Annotated in this window: 24 protein-coding genes; 14 read left to right on the top strand and 10 right to left on the bottom strand. The window is 72.2% G+C overall.

What is annotated here, in order from left to right; genetic code table 11:
- Positions 1–174: 174 nt before the first annotated feature.
- The 3 genes from ACWGIG_RS04565 to ACWGIG_RS04555 form a co-directional block, all read right to left on the bottom strand.
- Positions 175–1,884, bottom strand: a complete 1,710-nt coding sequence (locus tag ACWGIG_RS04565; protein WP_453320026.1) for an ATP-binding cassette domain-containing protein — start codon at positions 1,882–1,884, stop codon at positions 175–177.
- 50 nt (positions 1,885–1,934) lie between these two features.
- Positions 1,935–3,041 carry a mechanosensitive ion channel family protein gene (locus ACWGIG_RS04560; protein ID WP_453320025.1) on the bottom strand — a complete coding sequence of 369 codons (1,107 nt, stop codon included), beginning with the start codon at positions 3,039–3,041 and terminating at the stop codon, positions 1,935–1,937.
- Positions 3,042–3,257: 216 nt separating this feature from the next.
- Positions 3,258–4,223: a phosphotriesterase family protein gene (locus tag ACWGIG_RS04555; protein ID WP_453320024.1), complete on the bottom strand. Its 966-nt coding sequence runs from the start codon at positions 4,221–4,223 to the stop codon at positions 3,258–3,260.
- 225 nt (positions 4,224–4,448) lie between these two features.
- Here ACWGIG_RS04555 and ACWGIG_RS04550 point away from each other — a divergent pair, with 225 nt between their 5' ends.
- Positions 4,449–5,591 (top strand): serine hydrolase domain-containing protein, encoded by a 1,143-nt coding sequence (locus ACWGIG_RS04550; RefSeq protein ID WP_453320023.1) that lies wholly within the window; start codon positions 4,449–4,451, stop codon positions 5,589–5,591.
- A gap of 7 nt (positions 5,592–5,598) precedes the next feature.
- On the opposite strand, the gene ACWGIG_RS04545 is transcribed toward ACWGIG_RS04550, so the two are convergent.
- From ACWGIG_RS04545 to ACWGIG_RS04535, 3 genes are all read right to left on the bottom strand, one after another.
- Positions 5,599–6,924: an MFS transporter gene (locus tag ACWGIG_RS04545; protein WP_453320022.1), complete on the bottom strand. Its 1,326-nt coding sequence runs from the start codon at positions 6,922–6,924 to the stop codon at positions 5,599–5,601.
- Positions 6,921–7,574 carry an ArsR/SmtB family transcription factor gene (locus ACWGIG_RS04540; RefSeq protein WP_453320021.1) on the bottom strand — a complete coding sequence of 218 codons (654 nt, stop codon included), beginning with the start codon at positions 7,572–7,574 and terminating at the stop codon, positions 6,921–6,923. The genes ACWGIG_RS04545 and ACWGIG_RS04540 overlap by 4 nt, the downstream gene beginning before the upstream one ends.
- An 85-nt stretch (positions 7,575–7,659) precedes the next feature.
- Positions 7,660–7,884, bottom strand: a complete 225-nt coding sequence (locus ACWGIG_RS04535; protein WP_453320020.1) for a hypothetical protein — start codon at positions 7,882–7,884, stop codon at positions 7,660–7,662.
- 64 nt (positions 7,885–7,948) lie between these two features.
- On the opposite strand from ACWGIG_RS04535, the gene ACWGIG_RS04530 reads away from it, so the two are divergent.
- The 4 genes from ACWGIG_RS04530 to ACWGIG_RS04515 all read left to right on the top strand — a co-directional run bounded on the left by ACWGIG_RS04530 (position 7,949) and on the right by ACWGIG_RS04515 (position 12,064).
- Complete coding sequence (locus ACWGIG_RS04530) at positions 7,949–8,803, top strand: GNAT family N-acetyltransferase (protein ID WP_453320019.1); 855 nt, start codon at positions 7,949–7,951, stop codon at positions 8,801–8,803.
- Between the two features lie 257 nt (positions 8,804–9,060).
- Positions 9,061–10,314, top strand: coding sequence for a metallophosphoesterase (locus tag ACWGIG_RS04525; RefSeq protein ID WP_453320018.1), 1,254 nt, complete (start codon positions 9,061–9,063; stop codon positions 10,312–10,314).
- 17 nt (positions 10,315–10,331) lie between these two features.
- Positions 10,332–11,123, top strand: coding sequence for a VOC family protein (locus ACWGIG_RS04520; RefSeq protein WP_453320017.1), 792 nt, complete (start codon positions 10,332–10,334; stop codon positions 11,121–11,123).
- A gap of 215 nt (positions 11,124–11,338) precedes the next feature.
- Entirely contained in the window at positions 11,339–12,064 is a 726-nt protein-coding gene (locus tag ACWGIG_RS04515) for a hypothetical protein (protein ID WP_453320016.1), read from the top strand.
- Between the two features lie 38 nt (positions 12,065–12,102).
- Here the strand turns inward: ACWGIG_RS04515 and ACWGIG_RS04510 are convergent, their stop codons facing one another.
- Both ACWGIG_RS04510 and ACWGIG_RS04505 read right to left on the bottom strand, forming a co-directional pair.
- Positions 12,103–12,405: a DUF6355 family natural product biosynthesis protein gene (locus ACWGIG_RS04510; protein ID WP_453320015.1), complete on the bottom strand. Its 303-nt coding sequence runs from the start codon at positions 12,403–12,405 to the stop codon at positions 12,103–12,105.
- A 111-nt stretch (positions 12,406–12,516) separates the two neighbouring features.
- Complete coding sequence (locus ACWGIG_RS04505; protein WP_453320014.1) at positions 12,517–13,713, bottom strand: MerR family transcriptional regulator; 1,197 nt, start codon at positions 13,711–13,713, stop codon at positions 12,517–12,519.
- A gap of 103 nt (positions 13,714–13,816) precedes the next feature.
- Between ACWGIG_RS04505 and ACWGIG_RS04500 the strand changes: the two genes are divergently transcribed.
- Complete coding sequence (locus ACWGIG_RS04500; protein WP_453320041.1) at positions 13,817–14,686, top strand: hypothetical protein; 870 nt, start codon at positions 13,817–13,819, stop codon at positions 14,684–14,686.
- A 16-nt stretch (positions 14,687–14,702) separates the two neighbouring features.
- Here the strand turns inward: ACWGIG_RS04500 and ACWGIG_RS04495 are convergent, their stop codons facing one another.
- The gene (locus ACWGIG_RS04495; protein ID WP_453320013.1) at positions 14,703–15,353 is read right to left on the bottom strand and encodes an HAD family hydrolase; all 651 of its coding nucleotides are present in this window, start codon (positions 15,351–15,353) and stop codon (positions 14,703–14,705) included.
- Between the two features lie 423 nt (positions 15,354–15,776).
- Between ACWGIG_RS04495 and cqsA the strand changes: the two genes are divergently transcribed.
- From cqsA to ACWGIG_RS04455, 8 genes are all read left to right on the top strand, one after another.
- Positions 15,777–16,967, top strand: a complete 1,191-nt coding sequence (gene cqsA / locus ACWGIG_RS04490; RefSeq protein WP_453320012.1) for an alpha-hydroxyketone-type quorum-sensing autoinducer synthase — start codon at positions 15,777–15,779, stop codon at positions 16,965–16,967.
- Between the two features lie 42 nt (positions 16,968–17,009).
- Entirely contained in the window at positions 17,010–17,258 is a 249-nt protein-coding gene (locus ACWGIG_RS04485) for a phosphopantetheine-binding protein (protein WP_453320011.1), read from the top strand.
- An 89-nt stretch (positions 17,259–17,347) separates the two neighbouring features.
- On the top strand, positions 17,348–18,607 hold the full coding sequence (locus ACWGIG_RS04480; RefSeq protein WP_453320040.1) for a beta-ketoacyl-[acyl-carrier-protein] synthase family protein: 1,260 nt from the start codon (positions 17,348–17,350) through the stop codon (positions 18,605–18,607).
- Complete coding sequence (locus ACWGIG_RS04475; protein ID WP_453320010.1) at positions 18,604–19,686, top strand: beta-ketoacyl synthase N-terminal-like domain-containing protein; 1,083 nt, start codon at positions 18,604–18,606, stop codon at positions 19,684–19,686. The genes ACWGIG_RS04480 and ACWGIG_RS04475 overlap by 4 nt, the downstream gene beginning before the upstream one ends.
- Entirely contained in the window at positions 19,687–20,439 is a 753-nt protein-coding gene (gene fabG / locus ACWGIG_RS04470) for a 3-oxoacyl-[acyl-carrier-protein] reductase (RefSeq protein WP_453320009.1), read from the top strand.
- Positions 20,423–22,123 (top strand): phytoene desaturase family protein, encoded by a 1,701-nt coding sequence (locus tag ACWGIG_RS04465; protein ID WP_453320008.1) that lies wholly within the window; start codon positions 20,423–20,425, stop codon positions 22,121–22,123. The genes fabG and ACWGIG_RS04465 overlap by 17 nt, the downstream gene beginning before the upstream one ends.
- A gap of 110 nt (positions 22,124–22,233) precedes the next feature.
- On the top strand, positions 22,234–22,644 hold the full coding sequence (locus tag ACWGIG_RS04460; protein WP_453320007.1) for a DUF2834 domain-containing protein: 411 nt from the start codon (positions 22,234–22,236) through the stop codon (positions 22,642–22,644).
- Positions 22,645–22,766: 122 nt separating this feature from the next.
- Positions 22,767–23,354 carry an FABP family protein gene (locus ACWGIG_RS04455; RefSeq protein WP_453320006.1) on the top strand — a complete coding sequence of 196 codons (588 nt, stop codon included), beginning with the start codon at positions 22,767–22,769 and terminating at the stop codon, positions 23,352–23,354.
- Positions 23,355–23,425: 71 nt separating this feature from the next.
- Here ACWGIG_RS04455 and ACWGIG_RS04450 read toward each other — a convergent pair whose 3' ends face one another.
- The gene (locus ACWGIG_RS04450) at positions 23,426–25,090 is read right to left on the bottom strand and encodes a GMC oxidoreductase (protein ID WP_453320039.1); all 1,665 of its coding nucleotides are present in this window, start codon (positions 25,088–25,090) and stop codon (positions 23,426–23,428) included.
- Between the last annotated feature and the right edge of the window lie 100 nt (positions 25,091–25,190).

Raw genomic sequence — 25,190 nt, 5'->3', positions numbered from 1 at the left:
ACACGCGCCCCACCGCGTCGAAAGACACCATCTCGCCAACCCAAGCCAGTGACCTGCGCACTGCGTTGCCCCAGGCGGCTCGGGTGAGGTTGCTCGCTGCTCCTCGGACGGGGTCGGCCTGGTGCCGCACGCTGTCGCGGGTGCGTTTCCAGCGGCCCCTTCTCGAAGCTCCGCCTACCGCCCGGCCCGCCCGTCCGCCGTACCCCGGCGGCACTTGCGCACCAGCACCGCCCAGGCCGCCACCAGGAAGAGCAGTGCGAACCCGGCCAGGATCAGCCACCCGCGGGACGCCGGGTGTGCGAAGGAGTCGCCGTACGAGGCCAGCAGGGGAGGGCCGAGCGGGGAGGCGCCGTCGCGCCACAGGCCCTCCAGGCCGACCGCGCTGCCCAGGGCTTCGTACGCCCACCTGTTGGTCATCGCCAGGCTGAGCACCTCGCCGGCGACCGTCATCCGGGGCACCGGCACGAACGCCCCCGAGAACAGCACCTGCGGGAAGCACAGCAGCGGCAGCATCAGCGTCGCCTGCCCCGGCTCCGACACGGCGGCCGAGGCCAGCAGCCCCAGTGCGAGCGCCGCCGCCGAGGCGAGCAGGCTCGTCGAGAAGAGCGAGAGGTAGGTGTCCCAGCCCGCGGCGGGCAGCCGGTCCAGGACGCGCAGCACCGCGAGCAGCAGGGCGTCGGCGACGGCCAGGACCGGCAGTACGAGCGTGAGCTTGGACGCCACGTACGCTCCCAGGCGCAGGCCCGCCAGCCATTCGCGGCGCAGCACGGGCAGTTCGGTGCAGATCTGGAGCAGTCCGTACGTCAGCCCGAAGAAGAACGCGCCGAACGCGATCCAGAACATGATCATCGCGCTGGAGCCGGGGTCCGGGGCCGCCGGGTCGAAGGCGCCCGCCCGGAACAGCACGGCGAACATCGCCACGATCATCACGGGCGACCCGGCGAGCACCGCGACCGACAGCCGGTTGTGCACGAGCAGCGCCGCTCCCCGCCGGGTCAGCAGCGCCCACTGCCGCACGGGACCGACGCGGGGCCACGCTGCCGGAGCGGCGTTCTGGCTCAAGTCCGGTTCCGGGTCCGAGGCCGAGTCCGGTTCCGGGGCGGGGGTGGCGGGCGCCGCCTTCGCGCCACTCGCCACGGCCCCGTACACCTCCTCCAGGGTGCCGACCCCGAACGCCGGGCGCAGCCCCGCGGGTTCACCCGCAAAGGCGACCTCGCCGCCGGGGGCGAGGAACACCACCCGGTCCGCGCGCGGGAGGTCGGCCAGTGCGTGGGTGGTGAGGACGACGGTGGTGCCGTCCTGCGCCAACCCCCGCAGGGTGCGCAGGAGTTCGGCGCCGGTGACCGGGTCGAGACCGGAGGTGGGTTCGTCGAGGAAGAGCACCCGGGGCCGGGTGAGCATCTCCGCCGCGATGCCGGCGCGCTTGCGTTCGCCGCCGCTCAGGTCCCGTACCCGTGTTTCTGCCCGGTGGGACAGGCCCAGCGACTCCAGGACCCGCCGCATTGCGGCGTCCCTCGCGGCGGCGGGGGTTCCCGGCTCCATCCGCAGCCCGGCCGCGTACACGAGGGTGTTCCGCAGCGGGAGTTCGAGGTGCAGCACGTCCTCCTGCGGTACGAAGCCGAACTCCCGCCCCGGTGGGCCCGGTGGGGCGCCGTCGTGCCGCACCGTCCCGCCGCTCGGGGCGTTCAGGCCGGCCAGCGTGGTGAGCAGGACCGTCTTGCCCGCCCCGCTGCCGCCCGCGATCGCGGTGAGCGAGCCGGGGGCGACGTCCAGGGACACGTCGTGCAGCACGCGTCCGGCACCCTTGACCTGCTGGGTGACCCGGCGGGCCGCGATCCGCAGACCGGGCGGGGGAGGCGGTGCGGCGGAGGTGTGGGGGCGCATGGGGGCAGCATGGCAGGAATCGCCCGTTTCCCGCCCCCATCGCCACGGGGTCAGTGGGTGGGGTGCAGCGGATCCTGGCCGGGCGCACTGCGCTGCCGGGGGATTCCGAGCATGGCGTCGTCCGGGACGCCGCCCTGCACGACGGTCACGTTCCGCGCGGGGGCCGGGACCCGGATGCCCTCCGCCAGGTACCGCTGGTGCAGGAGCTTGATGAACTCGTGCTTGACCCGGTACTGGTTGCTGAACTCCCCGACACCCAGGATCACGGTGAAACCGATCCGGGAGTCCCCGAAGGTGTGGAAGCGGACGGCGGGCTTGTGCTCGGGGAGGGCGCCGACGACGTCCCGCATCACCTCGGCGACGACCTCGGACGTCACCCGCTCGACCTGCTCCAGATCGCTGTCGTACGAGACGCCGACCTGGACCGAGATCTCCAGGTCCTGCGCGGGGCGGCTGAAGTTCGTCATGTTGGTGCCGGCCAGCTGCATGTTCGGGATGATCACGAGGTTGTTGGAGAGCTGGCGCACGACCGTGTTGCGCCAGTTGATGTCGACGACGTAGCCCTCCTCGCCGCCGCTCAGCCGGATGTAGTCGCCGGGGCGCACCGTCTTCGAGGCAAGGATGTGCACGCCCGCGAAGAGGTTGGCAAGGGTGTCCTGGAGGGCGAGGGCCACCGCCAGACCGCCCACGCCGAGCGCGGTGAGGAGCGGGGCGATGGAGACGCCGAGGGTCTGGAGGAGTACGAGAAAGCCCATCGCCAGCACCACGACGCGCGTGATGTTGGCGAAGATGGTCGCCGATCCGGCCACGCCCTGCCGGGACTGGGCCACCGTCCTGACCAGACCGGTGGTGATCCTGGCCGCCGTGATCGTCCCGGCCAGGATGAGCAGCGCGGTCAGGACCCGGGTCACGATCTGCCCGGTCCGGTCGGTCAGCGGCAGGGCCGCCGCGGCCACGGCGAGACCCGAGGCGATCGCCGCGACCGGGACCAGCGTCCGTACGGCGTCGACGATGACGTCGTCGCCGCCCCACCGGGTCCGGCTGGCCCGCTCGCCCAGCCAGCGCAGCACGGCCCGCAGCAGCAGGGCCGCGACGAGCCCGGCGGCCACCGCGATGCCGGCGACGATCAGATCACTCAGTTCGAGGGCTCGCTTCATCGGAGCTCCCCCTGGGACGTGAGCGGTACGGGAAGCGAAGAGAGAAAGAAATGCCCCTGGGGGCGGCATATGTGAGGTGTCGTCACCTTTGGTACCTGCTCATTCCGGGTTGCGCGGCCACGCCGGAGGAACAGGGGTGTCCTCCGGCGCGAGCGTCATCCTGCCCCATGAACCGGCCACCCCCGTCAGCGGCCGTACCCTGGCCCGCGCATCGGGTCACGGCAGACGCGGCACGCTCCACCGTGTGGCGAACGCCCGCGCCGGGTTGGACACGAAGACACGCTCCGCCGTCTCCTCGCCGAGCGCCTCGGCCAGGGACGGCCGCAGGGTGTCGAGGAGGTGGGCGGCCCGGCCGGGGGCCGCCCGTGACGTGGTGGTGTCCGCACCCAGGAGCAGGCGGTCGCCGTGTCCCGCCCCGGCGAGCGTGACGAGCGCGGCCAGCACCCGCTCGTCGGTGGTGCCGTACGCGGCGGACGGGCCGTCCAGTACGAGATGGGCGCCGGTCGCGGCGGCCCGCAGCCAGGTGTCGGCATCCGCCGTCCGGCCCAGGTGCCCCAGCAGGATGCGCTCCGGCGGCACCCCGAGCGTCCCGGACAGCAGCGCGACCACTTCCTCCGCATGCTCGGGGCGCTCCAGATGCACGCCGACGGGGCAGCCGGTCGCGTGCTGGGCCTCGGCCGCGGCGGCCATGACGCGGCGCGTCCAGGTGTCCAGGCCGTCGGTGGCTTCCGGGCCGTCCGGCCCGGTTGCCACCTTGATCAGTCCCGCCGGGACCTCGGCCGTGGTCAGATCGGCGACGAAGTCCTGGGCCGCGCGATCGAGAAGAGCTTCCGCCGATTCCCCCGGTGCCCCCGTTTCCCGCGATTCCCCCGCTTCCTTCTGCCCGTACTGCCGGGCCTGGTGCAGCCCGGTCGCGGCGACCAGCCGGACCCCGCAAGTGCGGGCCAGCCGCACCAGCGAGGCGCGGCGCCGCCCCATCGCGCGGGGCGTCCACTGCACGAGCGCGGCGCCGCCCGCCGCGCGGAAGGCGCGCAGCTCGTCCGCGGCGCGCGCCTCGTCGTCGAGTTCCTGCCCGGCGAGGTGGGGCGAGCGCAGAAAGAGGTGGTCGTGCGCGTCGCAGACGCCGAGGGCGGACGGTGCGACATCGCCAAGGACGGTACGAACGGCGGGAGTTGCAGGCACGTGGATCCCTCGGCGGTCGGGTGCGGGCCGGTCGGTGCTCCGGCCCGCGACGGTGCGGTACGCAACCATCCTGCCTCTGTGACGCCCGGCCCCTCCGGCCGTGCGGCAGGAAAACCGCTGGTGGCGGGCTGGTGGGCGCGCATAGCGTGGGCCGGTCAACCGGGCCGGGCGGGGCGCGACCGCCTCCCGCACGGCCAGGCGTCACGAAGAGGAAGAGACAGTACCGTGCAGCTCAACGGATGGGCCGACCAGCGATTCGGGCCGGTCGCCGACACCTTCGTCCGCAACTTCGAGGACTTCGGCGAACTCGGCGCCGCCGTCACCGTGTTCGCGGGCGGACACAAGGTCGTCGACCTGTGGGGCGGCACCGCGGACGAGCGCACCGGGCAGGCGTGGCAGGAGGACACCGTCGTCCCCGTCTTCTCCTGCGCCAAGGGAGTCGTCAGCATCTGCATCCAACTGCTGGCCCAGCAGGGTGAGTTGGATCTCGATGCGCCCGTGGCCCGGTACTGGCCCGAGTTCGCACGGGAGGGCAAGGAGGGGATCACGGCGCGCATGGTGCTCGGCCACCGCGCCGGACTCCCCGTCCTCGACCGCACGTTGAGCTTCGAGGAGATCACCGCCTGGACCCCGGTGGTCCACGCCATCGAGGAGCAGAAGCCCCTGTGGGAGCCGGGCGCCACGTACGAGTACCACGCGCACGTCTTCGGCTTCCTCCTCGGCGAACTGATCCGGCGCGTCACCGGCCTCACCCCCGGCGCGTACTTCCGCCGGGCCGTCGCCGACCCGCTCGGCCTGAGCTGCTGGATCGGCCTGCCCGACAGCGAGAGCGGGCGCCTCGCCCGGCTCGTCGAGGCGGCGGGGCGGCCCCCGATGCCGGGCCCCGAGTCGATCCTCACCCGCATGGTCACCATGAACGGGGCGTTCACCTTCCCCGGACTCGACGCACCGCACGGCTGGAACGACCCCGCCCTGCTGGGCGCCGAGATCCCCGGAGCGGGTGCGGTCTCCTCCGCGCGCTCCCTGGCCGCTCTGTACGCAGCCGCCGCGACCGGCATCGACGGCGGGCCCCGGCTGCTCACCGCCGACACCGTCGCCGATGCCGTACGGGAACAGTCGTCGGGCGAGTCGTGGCTGGGCTTCGATGCGGGAGCACGCTGGGGATCGGGCTTCCTGCTCGACTCGCCGTTCCGCCCCACGCTGGGCGCACACAGCTTCGGAAACGACGGAGCGGGCGGCCAATTCGCCTTCGGCGACGACGAGTTCGGAGTCGGCTTCGCCTACACGGGCAACCGGATGATCGGCCACGGCGACGCCCGCGCCAATCGGCTGATCGCGGCGGTGGGGGAGTGCCTGGGCGACCGCTAGAGGCCGGTCAGAGGTCGGCCGGGGAAGCGGAGAGGGTACGTGCGACCGGGGCCGGCACCGGCGCCGGTCGCCGTATCCACAGTGCGGCGCCCGCCAGCAGCGCCGCGCAGCCGAACAGCCAGGGGAGCGGGCCGACCGGGAGGGCTCCGACCGCCAAAACGCCGAGCGCGGCGACGAGTTGAAGCGCGAGCGACTGTACGGAGAGGGCGGTGGCACGCTGTTCACTGGTCACGCGATGGTGCAACAGCTCGTTCTCGTTCGGCCCCGCCGCGCCCAGGCCCAGATAGAACAGGATGAACCCGCCCACAGCGAGGACCAGTGACAGTGGCCCCGACGACCTCGCGGTGAGGGCGAGCAGCAGCAGACCGCCCGCGCTCACCCCCAGGCCCGCCAGTACCGCACGCTCGCCACTGCGGGTCAGCCGGGCGGCGAGCGGCGCGAGCGCACTGCCGAGCCCCGACGTGGCGAACCCGGCGCAGGCGATCGCGGCGAAGAGCACCGCACCCGACTCCGCCGCACCTGTGAGCCCGGCGGCCCGGCCGGGCATGAGCAGTTCGATCGTGGACAGTGCGGCCCCGGCCGCCCCCGCACTCAGCAGTACCCGACGGACCGTCATCTCACGTGCACTCAGGCGCAGTCCGGCGCCGATGGTTCGGGGGACGTCGCGCAGAACGCTGCTCAGCGTGGCGGGTTTGCGGGGCGGCTCCCGCAGCACGATCAGGACGTACAGCACGAAGACGACACTGACCGCGGCGCCGATGAGCACGGGCACGGACAGCGGCAGTACGAGCCCGCCGGTGGCCTCTCTCAGCCGGGCGCCGAGGTCGGGGCCGAGCCCCAGCAGCCACGGCACCGCGCCGCCGACCAGGGTGCCGGCCGCCAGCGCGGCGGAGGTCGCGAGGCCGCCCCGGGACAGGCCGGTGCGCAGGTCCGCGTCCGGCCCCGAATGGGCCTGGACGGTGTCGACGTACCAGGCCTCGGCAGGACCGCTGGACAGGGCGCGGGCCACACCCTTCAGGCCCATGCCGACGGCGAATGCGGTGAACGTACTGCCCAGGGCCAGCAGCATGAGGGCGATGACGTCGAGCAGCCCGGCGGCGGCCAGTACCGAACGCCGGCCCAGGACGTCGGAAAGACCTCCGGTGGGCAGTTCCAGCGCTGCGGTGGTGAGCGAATGAGTGGCGAAGAACGCGGCGACGGCCGTCAGGGTCATGCCGCGTTCGCTGTAGAGGAGGACGGCGGGGCTGAAGGCCAGCCCGATCGGCAGCCAGAAGAGCGCACAGACGGCGAGGTAACGGCGGCGGGCCGTGCGCAGGACGGTGGACTCGCTCATGACTCACCGTCAGATATGTGCGAAGTCCGCGCCCCCGCATCGGAGGTACGAGCGGCAAGGGGGAGCCCCGCCATGATGACGACGACCTGCTCGGCGCGCGGGTCCTGCTCGTCGCGCGCGCTCAGCTCCGCCACCTTGGCCTCCAGTACCTCCTTCAGCTCTCCCAGGGACTCCGGAGTCAGCCGCTGCATCGAGTCGCCGATGCCGGAGGGTTCCACCCACTCCGGTCCGAGCCGCCCGGCGGCCAGGTCCTCCACGTGCTGGCCGAGCGAGCGTTCCAGGTGTTCCACCTGTCGCCTGCGCATGATGTCCATGAAGGCGCGGCCCTCCTGGGTGGCGCCCATGCTCTCGTTGCTCCACGAAGTCATCGCGTGCGCAGAACGCCAGCGCCGCTCCCGCCCGTCCCGGTGCTCGGCCTCCTCGACGAACGCGTACTGCGCCAGCACCCGCAGGTGATAGCTGGTGGACGCGGACGACTCACCTGTCAGGGCCGCGAGTTCGCTCGCCGTGGCCGGGCCGTCCTTCCGCAGCATCCCGAGCAGCCGGATGCGCAGCGGATGGGTGAGCGCCTTGAAGGCGGCAGCGTCCTGCTCGGGATCGAGGACGCGCTTGCCCTGCCCCGGGCGTCCCGCGGGCTTCTTGTCGGTCATGGACGGGAGCGTAGAACGCCGGCACCACTTTCCCAAAGTATTTTTGCAGAATAGTTTTGGCGAACCTGCCGACTGTCGGGCCGGTTCACCCGGCAAGGACCTTCCGCAACCCCTCCGCGAACTCCTCCGGCTGTCCCAGGAAGCCAGCGTGGTCCCCCGGGAACTCCGCCGTCGGCGTGCCGAGCAGCTCCGCCGGCGCCGTCGACGTGTCGTACGTCTCCAGGTGCCGGGAGCCGGCCCCGAACCCGACGGAGTCCGTGAACTTCCTCCAGACGACGGGGAGAGGGCCGCCGTTCCCGCGAAAACTCATCGCGGCACGAATCAAGGCGTGAATTCCGGAAGCGCCCCGCCCCCCGGCTGCGTAGGCTCCCTCCATGCCGAGCCCCCGACCGAGCAATCAGCACAACCCCCGACCGAGCTCCCGGCGAACCCGTCGGCAGAGCCCCGCGTCGAACCCCGCCGCCGAAGTCCCGCGCATCAACGCCTTCCTGGCCGCCTTCGACCGCCGGCGGGCCGTCCGTACCGTCGAGTTCCCCGGCGGATTCGCCGTCTTCGACGACAGGTATCCGGAGTCCCACGGCGACAACCATCTCGTCGTCGACGGCATACCGGACGACCCGCCGTCCCTGCCCGCCCTCGCCGACGAGATCCTCGGCCACCTGCCGCACCGCATGATCTGCGTCCACGACGAGGCCACCGCGACGGCGTGCGCACCCCCGCTGGCACTGGCCGGATACCGGCACAGCGCCGACCTGATCATGCTCCACACCGGGCCGGAACCGGACGGCTCCCTCGCGCGGCAGGCGGAGCCGGTCGACCTCGACGCCTTCCGCGAACCCCTCGCCCGCCGCTGGCGCAGCTTCCTGCCGGACGTGCGCGACGAGGTCGTACGCCAACTCGTCGACCGGCGCGAGGCCAGGTACCGCGGCGCCGACACCGTCCACTTCATCGGCTCCCGTACGGAGACGGGCGAGGTCGCCTCCTGGGCCGACCTCTACGCGGACCCCGCCACGGGCATCGCGCAGATCGAGGACCTCAACACCTCGGAGGAACACCTCCGCCGGGGCCACGCCGACGCGGTCGTGGCCACCGCCCTGCGCCTGGCGGCCGAAGCGGGCTGCGACACCCGCTTCCTGATCGCCGACGGGGACGACTGGCCGCGCCACTGGTACGCGCGCCGCGGCTTCACCGTCATCGGCCGCTCCCACTGTTTCGAACGGGACGACTGACACCCGGTCCCGAGCGCCGACCCAGAGCACCTGACCCCGAACACCCGACCCCGAACACCCGACCCCGAACACCCGACCCCGAACACCCCACTCCGAGCACCCGCTGCCCCGGACGCGCCGGACGGGCAGGACGCGCCGGACGCCCCCGGACAAACCCACCCCGGCACAGGGCCGACCACAAAGTCACCCCCATACCTCCGCCCCCTGTTCGCTCTTTCGTCTTCCCCGCTTCCGCCCTGGTGTGGGAAAACGCATCCATGTGCGACGACGACCTGACCCCGCCCCGCGCGGACCTGACCGAAGAACAGTGGCTGCGCGCCGAGCCCGGGATCGCCGAAGGACCGGTGGGCGACCGCGTGCGTGCCATGAGCGCGGTACGCAGGCGGGCCCTGCTGGGCGGAGCGGTCGCCGGGGCCGCGCTCGCGGTGCTGCCCGGCGGCGGCACCGCCGAGGCCCGCCCGACGGGTTCGGCGCCCCGGCCCCGGAGGGCGGAAGCGGAGAAGTTCCCGTTCCCCCAACGCCCGGGTCCTAACGGCGAGTTCAGCGTGCTGATCACGGGGGACGCGGGCACCGGCGAGGAGGCCCAGCACGCCGTGGCCGCCGCCGCCCGCCAGGTCTGCCGTACCGAAGGCATCGGCCTGGCCGTCGGCCTCGGCGACAACATCTACGAGAACGGCCCCGAGTCCGACCACGACTCCGAATTCCAGACCAAGTTCGAAGAGCCCAACACCGGCATCGACGTCCCGTGGCTGATGGTCCTCGGCAACCACGACTGCTCGGGACTGATCCCCGGCAGCGGCGGCGACCCCTCCCGCGGCGACCGCGAGGTCTCGTACGCCAGATCCTCGCGTCGCTGGTACATGCCCAGCCGCTACTACACCGCCGCCCTTCCCGCCGGTGGAGCCGATCCCGTCGTCGAGTTCTTCGCCCTCGACACCAACCCGGTGGCCTCCACCGTCGCCCAGTTCGACCCCCACTACCAGTGGGACGGCCCGTACATGCGCGCCCAGCGCGAGTGGCTCGACGGTGCGCTCGCCGCGTCCCGGGCCCGCTGGAAGGTGGTCATCGGCCACCACCCGTACCTCAACAACGGCAAGCACGGCAGTGCCGGTTCGTACGACGGCTTCCTCATCGGCCACTACACGCGCGGCATCCACCTCAAGGAGCTGTACGAAGAGGTCGTGGTCGGCCGCGCCGACCTGATCCTCTCCGGCCACGACCACACCCTCCAGCTCCTGGAGCCCACCACCCGTACCGCCGGAACCCGCCAGATCGTCTGCGGCGCCTCCTCCAAGTCCGGTGACGGCAAGGCCCGTTCGAGCCATCCTGCGAGCTGGCAGAACTTCTCCGACCACGGCTTCATGGTCCTCAAGGTCTCCGAGACGGCGATGACCGTGGACGCGTACACGGTCGATGTCCCCACCCGCACCGCGCAGCTCGCCCACCGCACCAGGACCACCACCCCCGTACGCCCCAAGGAGGTAGAGTCCGCCGGAAAATCGTATGCGTGAGCGACAGGAGTCCTCGGATGGCGTCCACGGTCCGGCACATCACCTTCGAATGCACCGACCCCCACGAGCCGTACGAGGTCGCGGAGTTCTGGAGCGAGGTGCTGGACAGAGCGGTCGACGCGCTGGACGCACCGGGTGACGACACGGTCTCCTTAGCGGCGGCTCCGGGCGCACCTGCCCTGATGTTCGTACGGGGCGCGGAGAAGAAGTCGGAGCGCGGCCGGGTGCTCCTCGACCTGGAACCGGAAGGGACCCAGGCGGCGGAGATCCGGCGGCTCACGGCGCTCGGTGCGACCCTCGCGGTGGAGGACGACCGGGGAGGGGCGACAGGCGGCTGGGTCGTCCTGGCCGACCCGGCGGGCAATGAATTCCGTGTCTCCGTGGGTACCGAGGAGTCGCGTGCGGGAGAGCCCCTGCCCGCCCCGAAGGCCGTCGTGCTGCGCCGCGCCGACGAGGGCTATCCGGGCGTGCAGGGCGGTGTGTTCACCCAAGGCGTGTCCTCCGAGACCGTCGACACCAAGGGGCTCTGCCTCCACGAAGTGCGGATACCGCCCCACTCCAGCGGCCGGCCGCACCTGCACGCGGGCCACGAGTCGGCCATCTACGTGATCAGTGGACGGCACGAGATCCGGCACGGCGACGGCCTCGCCGAATGCGACGAGATCGGCCCGGGGGACATGGTGTTCATCCCGGCCGACACCCCGCACATGCCGGTCACCGGCGACGAGCCCGTGCTGTGCATCGTGGCGCGCACCGACCCGAGCGAGCAGGAGTCGGTACACCTGCTGACCGACGGCGCCCCGGCCTGACCCGCGGTCGCGAACGGACCGGACAGGGCCGGGGCCTTGCGGGCGGTAGCCCTGTGGGTCGAGTCCTGGTCCCGGTCCCTGCGGGCCCGAGGACTGAGGGCCGACTCCCGGTCCCGACCCCCGTGGGCCCGAGCCCCGGTCCCGGCCCGCGCCGTAGTCGGTGCTCAGGGCCCCGGCGGAGTGCGGGCCCGGTCGCCCCGGCAGAATGCGGCACCATGCCCGTACACCCCGCCACCACCGCCACCGCGACCGCCGCCACCTCCACGCCCGACCCCGCGCCCCCGGCCACGGTCACGGACGTCGTCCACCCCGTCCCGTACTCCTCCCAGTGGGCCTCGCCCGAGCTGGTCCGCGCGATCGTCGAAGGTGACCTCTCCGCGACCGATGACCCGAAGTGGGCGTCTTACGGGGCGAGTTCACCCGAGGAGTACGACTGGTGGTCGTGGCGGCTGTGCGGCATGGCATGCCTGCGCATGTGCCTGGCCCACTGGCGGCAGCCCGTCCCCACCGCCATGGAGCTGGCCGCCGGGTGCGAGCGGGCGGGCGGGTACGTACGACGGGAGGACGGCGGCCTCGACGGCCTGATCTACGCACCCTTCGCCCGCCACGTCGAGGCGAACTGGCCGCTGACCGCCGAGTGCCGCCCCCGCCTCCCCGTCTCGGAGATCCCCCAACTCCTCGCGCAGGGAAGGCTGCTGATGCTCTCCGTCCACCCGTCCGTACGCGAACTGCACCCGTCCCCGCCCGGCCGGGGTGGCCACCTCGTCCTCGCGGTCGGCGCCACCCCCGACGCCCTGCTGATCCACAACCCCTCCGGCTTCCCGGGGGAGTCGCAGGAGTACGCCCGTGTGCCGTGGGCCGACCTGGACCGTTTCTACGCGGGACGAGGTGTGGTGCTCGGCCTCAAGGACCGGCCCCAGTCCGTCCGTGCACGTGCCTAGTCCGTCCGTCCGTCCGTACGCGTGCGACTCCGGCGGAATCAGCAGGTGCGCCCCGTGTAGTGCGCCCCCTGGATCTTGCTGGAGCTGCCCAGCCAGTGATTGCCCGGGTACACGCAGCGCTCGTAGTCCGGGGCGAGGGCGACCCTGACCTGGATGATGACGTTCGAACCGTCCGTCGTGCAGTGGTGGTAGAAGGCGTCACTGCCCGTCTCGTAGAAGCCGCACGGGTTCATCAGGGCGCTCTGCGTGTGCGCGCCGGGGGCGGCGGTCGCCGCGGTGGTCGTGCCGAGGACGAGAGCGACGGCGCCGACGACGGCCAGCAGGGGACGGGGAATACGCATGGGGCTTCTCCTTGGTGGGAACACAGTGCCCGGGCTCTGATCACCCGGACACCTGGAGACCATCGCGCCCGCCCGGCCGCACCGTCACGCCCTCTCCCTCCGACGGGTGGTTCAACACCCTGAATGGAGCACGTCGGCAACCACGCAACTGACGTTGTCGGGCCCGCCGGAGGCGTTCGCCAGGGCGACCAGCTCACCCACCGCCTCGTCGGGCCCCTCGGCCGACGTCAGCACCGCACGGATCTTCTCGGCCGGTACGACCGCGGACAGTCCGTCCGAGCACAGCAGATAGCGGTCCCCCGGCAGGGCGTCGTGCAGCTTCGTCTCGGCCGTGACCGGACCCGTCCCCGCTTCGGCTGTCAACGCCCTTGCCAGCAAGGCCCGTTGGGGGTGCGACGCCGCCTCGGCCGGAGTGAGCCGCCCCTCGTCGACCATCGACTGTACGAGGGTGTGGTCGTGGGTGATCTGGAAGAGGCCGCCGTCCCGCACGAGGTAGGCGCGGGAGTCCCCGATGTGTACGAGCGCCAGCTGCGAGCCGGTCCACCACATGGCGGTGAGCGTGGTGCCCGCTTCCCGCGCCGCCTGTACCTGCCCCGCCTCCCGCGCCGCCTGTACCTGCCCCGCCTCCCGCGCCGCCTGTACCTGCCCCGCCTCCCGCGCCGCCTGTACCTGCCCCGCTTCCCCGGCCTCCCGCGCTCCGGTGCCTGCCGCACCGTGTACGGCGTGCCGCGCCTGCTCGACGGCGTCCTCCAGCGCGTTGAGCAGACTGCCCGCGGGGACGCCGTCGGTCTCCAGTCGCTTCAGTACGTCGACGGCCGCGGCTGCCGCGGGCCCGCCGCAGTCCCCGTACCCGTCGGCGACGGCCAGCAGCCGGGCCCCGGCATACGCCGCGTCCTGGTTGGTCTCCCGGACCAGGCCGGAGTCGGACAGGGCCGCGTATCGGATCTCCAGTGGCGGTGCGGTGGTCATGACGGTGTCCTTCCGTGACAGTTGGCCGACGAGGAAGGAAGCGAGGTCACGGCGGACCGCGGTGTCGGCCTCGACCTGCGCCCAGAACGCGCGCACCTCCAGGGCCGCCCCGGCCGCGTCCAGCGCACAGACCTGCCGGATCCGGGCCAGCGGCATGTCCAGGCGCCGCAGCCAGGCCACCAGCCGGGCCCGCTCCAACTGCTCGGGTGCGTAGAAGCGGTAGCCGGTCGTCGCGTCGACGCGGGCCGGCGGCAACAGACCCAGCTCGTCGTACAGCCGCAACGCCTTCGGCGACAGCCGCGACGCCTTGGCGAACGCCCCGATGGTCAGCAGCCCCATGCCCGTTCCCCCACGCTTCTTCCTCCTCGTGCCGGACCTGGCGCCCGGCCCCACCGATGCTGTGCTCTGCCCCAGGGGCAAGGTCAAGAAGTCCCTCGTTAGGATGATCGTCCACCGTTCGAGGAGTTCCGCCGTGCTCGCCCACCCCCACCGCCGACCGCACATCCTGTACGTCACCGACCTCGCCTATCCGGCCAGGGGGAGGCGCTACTGCGACGAGGACATCCTCCTGTCCTCCCGGCTGCGCGAGGACTTCGACGTCGCCCTGTGCCACCCGCTGGACGCCGCGGCCCTGATGGACGGCTTCGACGCGGTCGTGATCCGCAACAGCGGCCCCGTACTGCACTACCAGCAGGAGTACGACGCCTTCCGCGCCCGCGCCCTGGCCGGAGGCGTCCGCGTCTACAACCCGCTGAACGGGCGCGGCGACATGGCCGGAAAGCAGTACCTGACCGACCTGACCGAGGCCGGCTACCCCGTCATCCCCACCGTCGACCGCCTCCAGGACCTGCACGTCCTGCCGGACACCGACCTGTACGCGGTCAAGCCGAAGGCGGGCGCGGACTCCATAGGCCTGCGCTTCGTACCGCGCACGGACCTGCCGGGCCTCGCGTACGGCGACATCCTTGTCCAGCCCCGCATCGACTTCCGCTACGAAGTCTCCTTCACCTACGTCGACCACGCCTTCCAGTACGCCCTGCACGCCCCGCACCCGGACCGCCGCTGGGAACTCGAACCCTACGAACCCACCGGGGCCGACCTGGACTTCGCCCAGCGCTTCATCGACTGGAACACCCTCGACCACGGCATCCAGCGCGTCGACGCCTGCCGCGCCCCGGACGGTGAACTCCTCCTGGTCGAACTGGAAGACCTGAACCCCTACCTGTCCCTGGACCGCGTCCCCGCCGCCGCCCGCGACACCTTCCTCACCAGCCTGAAGACCTCGCTCCGGGAATTCCTGGCCACGGCGTGAAGGCCGCGCGGCCCCGTCACGCCCCGCCCGCCCCACCTGCCCTCAACAGGCCGTAGCCAGCGAGGAGTTCACCGACCTCCCGCAGCGTCGGCACGCACCGGTCCGCCTCCCCGAGTGCACCCGCCGCGTGCGTGGTGGTCAGCCCCACGACGGTGCACCCCGCGCGCCTGCCCGCGCGCACCCCGGCAGGCGCGTCCTCGACGACCAGACACGCGCCCGGCGGCACCCCCAGCCGTGAGGCGGCCAGCAGGAAACAGTCGGCAGCGGGCTTCGCCCGCGCGACATCCGCCCCGTACACCTGCACGCGCGGCAGCGGCAGCCCGGCCGCACCGAACCGCCGTCGCACGGACGCCACGTCGCCCGAGGTCACGATCGCCCACGCCTCGTCGGACAGTCCCGCCAGCAGCTCGGCGGCCCCCTCGACCGGCGGGAACGAGCCCTCCTCCCGCGCCAACAGCCGGTCCAGCTCGGCCCGTTCGACCACAGGATCCAGCTGTGGCGCGACCTCTCGCACGGTGTCCTCCGGCCGTCGTCCGAAGGTCAGCTCCCAGACCTTCTCGGTGTCCAGCCCCCGCATCGCCGACCATGCGTCCCAGACGCGGTGGTGGGCGGCGGTCGAGTCCAGCAGGACCCCGTCGACGTCGAAGAGCACAGCGGTGATCGGCATGTGCCCATGGTCGCAAGTCCGAGGCCCCGAACATCAGGGACCCCAGGTGTGCCCACCGCATCCGTGACGGAGCGCAGCCCGTTCCTCGATGCTCGCGTGCGGCAAGTTCCACCGGCTCGCCCGCGCCGGCCGTTCAGTCAGGGTGCTCCTGTCCGAGCTCGGGCCTCCGGTGAGGACGGCGAACCGCTGCGGCAGGGAAGACCCGAACGGAGTCGTCTGCGCATCCAAGGGAGTGAAGTGTGCGCGCCCGCAAAAGAAGGAACGATTCTGCAGATGCGCGCCTGAGCTGCGAGGATCGCGCATTTGCTGCTCAGGTGGACATATGTCCGAAGGATTCCTTGGTGCATGGAAGATCACTTTCGCCCCTAAAGTCTTGCCGGTCTTGTCAGTCCGGAGAAATCCGTCAACCAAGAGCGAGGCGTTGTGTCCGGCGAACTCTCCTATCTCCAGCAGCGGTTGGAGGCCTGGGACATCCGCAGGGAGAGCTGGGGCGGCCCCCTGTACCAGGGCCGGGCCGTCCCGGGCAGCACCGACATCACCCTCATGTCCAACGACTACCTCGCCGTCGGCGGCCACCCCGCCGTACTCGACGCCCAGGTGCGCAGCCTCCGCGACCACGGCAACGGCGCCCTGATGTCCGGAGCCTTCACCGGCGACACCGACCCCCTGCGCGGGCTCGAAACGGAACTCGCCGACTGGCTGGCCGCCCCGGCCGTCATGCTCTGCCAGTCGGGATGGGCGGCCAACGTCGGTCTCATCCAGGCCGTTTGTCCGCCCGGCGGCCCCGTCTACGTCGACGAACTCGCCCATGCCTCCCTCTGGGAAGGCATCTCCGCCGCGCGGGCCGTCGCCCGCCCCTTCGCCCACAACGACACCGAGCACCTGGAACGCGCGATCCGCCAGTACGGTCCCGGTCTCATCGCCTTCGACACCCTCTACAGCGTCACCGGCGACCTCTGCCCGCTCCCGGAGCTGACCGCCGTCGCCGCCCGCACCGGCAGCGACCTCATTGCCGACGAGTCCCACACCCTCGGAACCGTCGGCCACCGGGGAGCCGGGCTGGTGGCCTCCCTCGGCCTCACCGACAAGGTCGCCTACCGCACCGCCAGCCTCGCCAAGGCCTTCGCCGGCCGGGCCGGACTCGTCGCCTGCACGGAGGCGGTCGCGGGCTACCTCCCGTACCACTCCCTGGGCGCGGTCTTCTCCTCCACGCTGCTGCCCCACGACGTGGCGGGCCTCACCGCCGCCCTCCGCGTCCTCGTCCACGCCGACGACCGCCGCAAGCGCCTGGACGACAACAGCCGCCACCTGCGCGAAGGCCTCACCGCACTCGGCTACAACATCACCCCGAGCGAGAGCCAGATCATCCCCCTGCGGCCCGGCACCGAACCCGGCCTGCGTCGCCTCCAGCAAGCCCTGGACGCCCAGGGCGTGTTCGGCGCCGCCTTCGTCCCGCCGAGCGTGCCGGCCCGCCGCTGCGTACAGCGCCTGTCCGTGCACTCCGAGCTCACCGCCACCGACCTCGACCGGATCCTGGCCGGCTGTGCGGCCGTACGCGACGAAGTCGGCCTGTGGGACTGGAAGTCCACCCGCCGGCCGGCCGCCCGCCGCTGAGCCCCGCCCCAGACCTCCGGACACACAGAAGAGAGCACCACCATGCAGACCATCGACCTGCGCCAGAACCGCATCACCGACATCGTGTGCGACCGCCTGGAGCTGGAATCCGACGAGATCACCGAGACCGGCCTGTTCGTCGAGGAGCACGGCGCGGACTCGCTCGCCCTCATCGGCGTACTGGCAGCCCTGGAGAAGGAGTTCAAGGTCACCATCGACCAGAGCGAAATGCCCCGCATGGCCCACCTCCAAGGTGTGCGCCAGGTCCTCGCCGAGACGGCGGGCTGGTAACCGCGACCGTGCCCCCGCGCCCTTCCCGCCCTTCTCGTCCCTCCCGCCCTTCTCGTCCCTCCTCTCCCTCCCGTGCCGAAGGGACCCCGATCGCGGGGTCCCGCCCCGGCCTCCTCCCCGCTGCCCGCCGCGTCGTCGTCACCGGCCTCGGCGCGCTGTCCAGCATCGGCACCGGCACCGAGGAGTTCACCGCAGGACTGCGCGCAGGACGCAGCGGAGTCAGCCCCATCACCGCCTTCGACACCACCGGCTTCGCCCACGCCAACGGCTGCCAGGTCCCCGACTTCGACCCCGCCCGCATGCTGCGCCGCCTCGACCCCGCCGCATACGGGCGGGCCGCCCAGTTCTCGGCCGCCGCCGCCCGCATGGCGGTCGAGGACGCCGGACTCACCGACGCCGACCTGCGGCAGGTGCGCTGCCAGATCTCCGTCGGCACCACCGACGGCGAGTCCTACGACCTGGACCGCATCACCGAGGCCCACCTGCACGGCGGCCCGTCCGCCGTCTCCGGCCGGGCGGCCCGCCGCATCCCCGCGGCCCTCCTCGGCATCGCCGCCGCCCGCGAACTGCGCCTGACCGACGCCGAAGTACTCACCATCGGCACCGCCTGTTCCGCAGGCAACTACTCCATCGGCAACGGCCTGGACGCCATCCGGCACGGCGACGCCGAATTCGCGCTGTGCGGGGGAGCGGACGCCTTCTGCCGCAAGACGTTCGCCGCGTTCTACCGGCTCGGCACCATCGCCCCCGACTGCTGCCGCCCCTTCGACGCCGACCGGCAGGGCATCCTCACCGGCGAAGGCGCCGGCATGCTCCTCCTCGAAAGCCTCGAATCGGCGCTCGCCCGGGGCGCCCGCATCTACTCCGAAGTCCTCGGCTACGGGCTCAACTGCGACGCGCACCACCCCGTCGCCCCGCAGGAGGACAGCGTCGCCCGCTGCCTCCAGCTCTCCCTGGACGACGCCGGGGTCAAGCCCGGCGAAGTCGACCTGATCTCCGCCCACGGCACCGGCACCAAGGCCAACGACGTCACCGAGAGCCGCGCCGTCCGCCAGGTCTACGGGGACACCCCGCCCCGCACGATCTCCCTCAAATCGATGCTCGGCCACACCATGGGCGCCGCCGGCGCGCTCGGCGCCATCGCCTGCTCCCTGGCGATCACCCACGGCTTCATCCCGCCGACCATCAACCACCGCACCACCGACCCCGAATGCGCCGTGGACTGCGTCCCCAACCAAGCGGTCGATGCGGACCTGCGCATCGTCCAGAACAACGGCCTCGCCTTCGGCGGGAACAACGCGGCCGTCGTCCTCGGCCGCTACGACAGCCGCCCCGACCTCCTGTCATGACCCTCGCGAGGAACACCCACCCCATGCTGCACATCACCGCCTGGTCGGCGCTCTCCCCCTACGGACACCACGCGGCCGACTTCACGGCAGGAGTACGGGACCGCCGCCCCACGGCCGCACCCGTACCCGGCCAAGAGGGCCAACTCGGCTGCCTCGTACCGCACTTCGAGCCCCGTACCGTACTCGGCAAGAAGGGCACCCGGGACATGAACCGGGTCACCGCCCTCGCCGTCACCGCGGTCGGCGCCGTCCTCGACGACGACACCGACCCCGGCCCCGACACCGCTCTCGTCCTGGGCACCACCACCGGAAGCGTGCAGTCCATGACGGACTTCACCCGCTCCTCCCTCACCGGCGAGCGCCCGTACGACGTCGAACCCGGCGTCATCCCCAACAGCGTGATGAACTGCGCCGCCGCCCAGTGCGCCATCCGCCACCGCATCCAGGGCCCCAACACCACCCTCGCCGGCGGCCGGGCCGGCGCCCTCCTCGGCCTGCTCTACGCCCACCGCCTGCTGCGCGCCGGCCGCGCCCGTACCGTCCTGTGCGGGGGAGCGGAGGAGTACTCGACGGCCCGCGCCTGGCTGGAGGCGCGCAGCCGCGACGGGGCACCCGCGCCGTGGGGCCAGGGCGCGGCCGTGCTCGGCGAGGGCGCGGCCGTGCTGCGCCTGACCGACGGCAGCGCCCCGTCCGCGAGACCCCCGCTGGCCTCGGTCCTGTCCGTGCACACCCGCCAGACCGCGGAGGGCACCGACCCGGCAGGGACGGTACGCACCACCGTCGCCGAGGCCCTGAACCGGGCCGAAATCGCCGCCCGCGACGTATGGGCGGCAGCCGGAACCGGCCTCGACCCCGCCGAGAGCGAAGCCCTGGACGCGCTCTTCCCCCGTCGGGCACGCGAAGAACTGCCCGCACTCGGCGCGCTTCTCGGCGACACCGGAGCAGCCTCCGCAGCCCTCCAACTCGCCTCCGCCGTCGCCTCCGCGGACCGCGCACCGGGCGGACACGCGGTGATCACCTCGGTCGACGGACAGGGACTGGTGGCCGCCGCCGTCCTGCGCATGGGAGAGGGCAGCTGAATGGACACCGAGCACACCAGGAGCAGGATCGCGCTGGTCAGCGGCGGTTCCCGGGGCATCGGCGCCGCCGTCGTACGGCGCCTGGCCCAGGACGGCTGGGACGTCGGCTTCTGCTACCGCTCCGACGAAGCGGCCGCCCGCCGCGTCGAGAAGGAAGCCGGTGAATTCGGCGTCCGCGCCCTCGCCGTCCGCGCCGACGTCTCCCGAGCCGCCGAGGCCAAGGACTGGGTGACCCGCACCGAGGCCGAACTCGGCCCCGTCACCGCCGTGATCGCCAACGCCGGCATCACCCGCGACCGCCCCCTGGTCCTGATGTCCGACGACGACTGGCACCAGGTCATCGAAACCAACCTCGACGGCGTCTTCCACACCTGCCGCGCCGCCGTCTTCCCCATGCTCAAACGCCGCACCGGGTGCGTCGTCGCCCTCTCCTCCGTCGCCGGGGTGCACGGCAACCCCGGCCAGACCAACTACAGCGCCGCCAAAGCCGGAATCATCGGCTTCACCAAGGCCCTCGCCAAGGAAGTCGGCGCCCACGGCATCCGCGCCAACGTCGTCGCCCCCGGACTCATCGAGACCGACATGACCGACGCACTCCCCGCGAAGGACCGCGACCGGCTGCTGTCCTCAGTGGCCATGCGCCGCTTCGGCACCCCGGAAGAAGTCGCCGACCTCACCGCGTTCCTGGTGTCGGACCGGGCCTCGTACATCACCGGAAGCGTCCTGGAGGTCCACGGTGGCATCGCACTCTGACACGCCCACCCGCTCCTCCCCTTCGCCCTCCCTCTCCCGCACCTCTTCCTCCCTCTCGTACGACGCGGTGATCGTCGGCGGCGGCGTTGGCGGCCTCGTCTGCGCCGCCTACCTCGCCGTGTCCGGCCGCCGCGTCCTCCTCGCCGAACAGCACGACGTCACCGGCGGAAACGCACAGGTCTTCCGGCGCCGCCGCGCCTACGAGTTCGACGTCGGCATGCACTACGTCGGCGACTGCGGCCCCGGCGGGCTGCTCCCTGCCATCCTCTCCGGACTCGGCATCGGCGCCGACCGGGTCGCCTTCCGCCCCCTCGACGCGGACGGCTTCGACCGCCTCATGCTGCCCGGCACCACCGTCGACGTCCCCGTCGGCTGGGACGCGTACCTGAGGAGGCTCCGCGCCGCCCTCCCCGCGGAACAGGACGCCCTGACCCGCTGCGTCCACACCCTGCGCGACATCGCCGCCGACCTGCGCGGCGGCATGACCACCCCGCCCGGCACCGGCCGCGCCCCCCTGTCGAAAGCGCTGATCTCCTGGGGCTGCCGCACGCTGGGCGACCTCTACGAAGACTGCCGACTCGGCCCGGCCGCACGGACGTTGATCGCCGCCCAGTCCGGGAACTACGGCACCCCGCCCTCCACCACCCTCAACTCCACGCACGCCACCATGCTCGACCACTACCTGCGCGGGGCGTACGCCCCCGTCGGCTCCGGCCAGACGATGATCGCCACCCTCGTCGAGGTCATCGAGGCACACGGCGGGCAGGTCCGCACCCGCTGTCCCGTCGAGCGGATCCTCGTCACCGACGACCGCCGGGCCGAAGGCGTACGCCTCACCACCGGAGAGACGGTCCGCGCCCCGCTCGTCATCTCCAACGCCGACTACCGCCGCACCGTCCTCGACCTCTGCGGCGGCCGGGGCTTCTCGGCCCCCGTCGTCGAACGCACCCGCCGCGCCACCATGCGCGCCGCCGTCGCCACCGCCTACATCGCCCTCGACCGCCCCCTCGACCTCCCCAACACCAACATCTGGTGGTGGGCCCATACCGACATCGAGGCCGCCTACGCCCAGGCCCTCGAAGGCGACGGCTCCGACCCCTCCTTCGCCTTCCTCTCCTTCGGCTCCCTCAAGGACCCCGACAGCAGCAACGTCTGCCCGCCGGGCCACAGCAACTTCCAGGTCATGACTCTGGTGCCACCCCTCGAAGGGCCGCCGGGCCGCTACCGCCGCGACCCCGACTACGAGGCCGTCAAAACCCGCCTGCGCGAGCGCCTCGTCGACATCGCCGAGGCCGCCGTCGGCCCGGTCCGCCCCCACCTCACCCACCTGGAAACCGCCACCGCGCACACCAACCACCGCTACGTGCAAGGCGGTTCGGGCACTCCCTACGGCTTCGACGACTGGGGCGGCCACGGCCGCCGCCCCAGCATCCGCACGGGAGTGCGCGGCCTGTACGCGGTCGGCGCCAACTCCAGCTTCGGCGCCGGAATCCTCGGCACCGCCCTCAGCGGCATCTCCGCCGCGGGCCGCATCCTCGACCGTCCCCTGCTCTCCGAAGTCTGCGCAGGCACGACCCTCGCCGACCCGTCCCAACTCCCGCCCCGCACATCGGAGTTCGACCCCCTGCGGATCTCCCGAGGGCGCGCCCGCCGGGACGCCCGCGGTCTGGCCCGCATCGGCTGAGCGCCCCACGTCCCCGAGCGGCACAGCCCCTCTGCCCCGGCAGAGGGGCCCTTCCCCTGTCCCCGCCCACCCGGCATTCGTATCCTTCGGGGGAAACGGGAGGGACACACATGGGAGACCGGCCGAACAGCACACCGGACGAGCGCACGACGCAGGCCGGCCGCCTGCGGCGCAGCACCACATCCACGGAGACGGCCTACGCGGTGCTCCTGGCCGTCGGCATCGCCCTGCCCTTCGCGCAGGCCGTGCCCTGGCTCGCCGAGAACGGCCCCGACCTCGGCCTGCTCCTCGACGAACTGTTCGCCACCCGCATCAGCAGCTTCTTCGGCTGGGACGTGATCGTGACCGTCGTCGCGCTCCTCTTCACCGTGACCGTCGTCGACAAGAGCCTGACCGGAGCCCAGCGCACCCTCACCGTCCTGGCCAGCCTCCTCGGAGCCTCGGTCGGCCTGCCGCTCTACCTCCTCCTGCGCCAACGCAACCTGCGCCGCGCCACGGCACCCCTGCTCGAACGAGGTTGAGAGCCCGGGGGAGGTCGGGCACGGAGCGGCCCCCGCGCGAAGCCGCGCCCCGCTCCACCGCCCCGCCCCACCCTCTACGCTTCCCCCAGACATCAACCCACCCGCGCCCCAGGAGTACTCCCGTGTCCACCCCCGCCCCACAGATCCCGTCCGCACACGCGAACCCGAACCCGAACCCGTACCCCTACCCCGATTCCCGCCACGCGGAAGATCTCCCCGCCCCGCACCCCCTCCTCGCCCCCGTCGTCCCGCTCCTCGGCACCTGGTACGGCCAGGGAGCCGGCGAATACCCCACCCTCGCCGAGGACTTCACCTACGCCCAGGAAGTCATCTTCACCCACGACGGCCGCCCCTTCCTCCACTACGAGGCCCGCGCCTGGCTGCTCGCCCCCGACGGCACGCCGCTGCGCCCGTCCGCCCGCGAGAGCGGCTGGTGGCGGCTCCAGCCGGACGGCCGGGTGGAAGCCCTGATCACCCAGCCCACCGGCATCGCCGAGATCGCGGTCGGCACCGCCACCTCCGCCCCCACCACCACGGTCGACCTCTCCACCGACGAGGTGGCCCTCACCCCCACCGCCAAGAAGGTCGACGCCACCCGCCGCCGCTACACCCTGACCGACGACGGGACACTCACCTTCGCCCACGACCTCGCAGCCGTCGGCCGGCCCCTGCAGCACCACCTCTCGGCGCGACTGCACCGGCGGCCGTGAACCCCGCCGGGCCCGCCGGGTGACGGGCCCCCGAGCGCCCGCCACCTGGCGCCGCCCCTCGCCGCGCGCCCCTACAGATCGTCCGCGATGACCCTCTCGATGTTGCGCTCGGCGAGCGCGGTGATCGTGACGAACGGATTCACACTGGCATTGCCGGGGACGAGCGAGCCGTCCATCACGTACAGCCCCGGATGGCCGTGCAGACGACCGTAGTTGTCGGTCGCCCGGTTCAGGACCGCGCCGCCGAGCGGGTGGTAGGTGAGGTGGTCGCCCCAGATCTTGTACGCACCGAAGAGGTCGGTCCGGTAGATCGTCCCCTCCTTCCCGTTGATCTTGTCGAAGATGGTGCGGGCCGCGTCGACGGACGGCTGCTTCCAGGCGGTCTGCCAGTCGAGGTCGACCCGGTTCGCCGCCGCGTTCCAGGTGAAGCGGGCCCGGTGCGGATTGTTGGTGATCGACAGGTAGAAGGAGGCGTACGTCTCGATGCCGGTCGGCAGCGGTGCGACCTCGGCGAACGCCCCGCCCGCGTCCCAGTTGTCGATTCCGGCCGTGGGCATGGAGGCCTGGAGCTTGCCGGTCGCGTCCCACATGTGGTTGGCGCGCCCGCACATGACGTTGCCGTTGTCGCCCCAGCCCTTGCCGATCTCGTCGTTCAGGCGAGGCAGCGCACCGGTCGCCTTCAACCGGGTCAGCAGCTTGCTGGTACCCACGCTGCCCGCCGCGAAGAACACCCGGTCGGCGGTCACGGCCTTGGTCGCGACGACCGTACCGGCGGTGTCGAGCTGCTCGACCACGACCGTGTAGCCGGGGCCGCCACCGGCCACCGGACTGACCGAAGTCACCTTGTGCAGCGGGGATATGACGACCCGTCCGGTTGCCACGGCCTGCGCGAGGTAGGTCTTCTGGAGCGTCTTCTTGCCGTGGTTGTTCCCGTACAGGACCTCGCCCGCCAGTGCCGACCGTGGCACCGCCCCCGCGGCCTCCTGCTTCATGTACTCCCAGTCGTACACGTTCGGTACGAAGACGAAGGGGAAGCCGGAGCGCTGCGCGTGCTTGCGGCCCACGCGCGCGTACTGGTAGCACTCCGCAGACTCCCACCAGGCAGGGTCGACCTCGGTCACGCCGAGCCCCGCGTTGGCACGCGGGTAATAGGTGCCGTACATCTCGTCCGCGTTCACGGACGGGAGCACGGCGCCGAATCTCTCCCTGCGCGGAGTCACCGCCATCCCGCCGTTGACCAGCGAACCGCCGCCGACTCCCCGCCCCTGGTAGACGGTGATGCCGGCGAAGTCCTCGGCGTCCAGGATCCCGGTGTGGCGCGGGACGTCCTTGTCGAGCGGGAAGCCGAGGAAGCTGCTCAGCGGCTGCTTGGTTCTGGTACGGAGCCAGAAGGAGCGGTGGTCGGGCCTGGTGGTGTTGGCGAAGATGTTGCCGTCCGGGCCGGGGGTGTCCCAGGCCATGCCCATCTCCACCATGTGTACGTCGACCCCCGCCCGCGCGAGCCGCAGGGCGGCGACGGAACCCCCGTACCCGGTACCGATCACCAGGGCCGGCACCCGCTCTCCGGCAGTGAGCCCCGCCCGCGCGGGGGCGGCCTGGGCAGAAGCGGCCAAGAGGGGCCCTGACACGGCGGCGGCGCCCAGGAGCGAACCGGTCCCGGCGAGAAATCGGCGTCGCGAAACGCTGCGGGCGTCGGTGCCGCGGGGGAGATGGGAGGGATGAGAGGGATGGGAGATGTGTGGGGAGTGGTGGCTCATACGAGGTTCCTCGCTCTTGTGGGAAGAGGAGGGAGTTCTACTGCTACGGGCATGGGAAGTCACTGCATACCTATTGGTA

The organism is Streptomyces sp. NPDC054863, from assembly GCF_053610825.1.
The sequence above is the reverse complement of the archived record's forward strand: the minus strand, read 5'-3'. Positions and strand labels throughout refer to the sequence as shown.

Coding starts and splice junctions, on each gene's coding strand:
- ACWGIG_RS04565 (WP_453320026.1), bottom strand. CDS start 1,884: ATGCGCCCCCACACCTCCGCCGCACCGCCTCCCCCGCCCGGTCTGCGG.
- ACWGIG_RS04560 (WP_453320025.1), bottom strand. CDS start 3,041: ATGAAGCGAGCCCTCGAACTGAGTGATCTGATCGTCGCCGGCATCGCG.
- ACWGIG_RS04545 (WP_453320022.1), bottom strand. CDS start 6,924: ATGAGCGAGTCCACCGTCCTGCGCACGGCCCGCCGCCGTTACCTCGCC.
- ACWGIG_RS04540 (WP_453320021.1), bottom strand. CDS start 7,574: ATGACCGACAAGAAGCCCGCGGGACGCCCGGGGCAGGGCAAGCGCGTC.
- ACWGIG_RS04535 (WP_453320020.1), bottom strand. CDS start 7,884: ATGAGTTTTCGCGGGAACGGCGGCCCTCTCCCCGTCGTCTGGAGGAAG.
- ACWGIG_RS04530 (WP_453320019.1), top strand. CDS start 7,949: ATGCCGAGCCCCCGACCGAGCAATCAGCACAACCCCCGACCGAGCTCC.
- ACWGIG_RS04525 (WP_453320018.1), top strand. CDS start 9,061: ATGTGCGACGACGACCTGACCCCGCCCCGCGCGGACCTGACCGAAGAA.
- ACWGIG_RS04520 (WP_453320017.1), top strand. CDS start 10,332: ATGGCGTCCACGGTCCGGCACATCACCTTCGAATGCACCGACCCCCAC.
- ACWGIG_RS04515 (WP_453320016.1), top strand. CDS start 11,339: ATGCCCGTACACCCCGCCACCACCGCCACCGCGACCGCCGCCACCTCC.
- ACWGIG_RS04510 (WP_453320015.1), bottom strand. CDS start 12,405: ATGCGTATTCCCCGTCCCCTGCTGGCCGTCGTCGGCGCCGTCGCTCTC.
- ACWGIG_RS04505 (WP_453320014.1), bottom strand. CDS start 13,713: ATGGGGCTGCTGACCATCGGGGCGTTCGCCAAGGCGTCGCGGCTGTCG.
- ACWGIG_RS04500 (WP_453320041.1), top strand. CDS start 13,817: ATGATCGTCCACCGTTCGAGGAGTTCCGCCGTGCTCGCCCACCCCCAC.
- ACWGIG_RS04495 (WP_453320013.1), bottom strand. CDS start 15,353: ATGCCGATCACCGCTGTGCTCTTCGACGTCGACGGGGTCCTGCTGGAC.
- ACWGIG_RS04485 (WP_453320011.1), top strand. CDS start 17,010: ATGCAGACCATCGACCTGCGCCAGAACCGCATCACCGACATCGTGTGC.
- ACWGIG_RS04475 (WP_453320010.1), top strand. CDS start 18,604: ATGACCCTCGCGAGGAACACCCACCCCATGCTGCACATCACCGCCTGG.
- fabG (WP_453320009.1), top strand. CDS start 19,687: ATGGACACCGAGCACACCAGGAGCAGGATCGCGCTGGTCAGCGGCGGT.
- ACWGIG_RS04460 (WP_453320007.1), top strand. CDS start 22,234: ATGGGAGACCGGCCGAACAGCACACCGGACGAGCGCACGACGCAGGCC.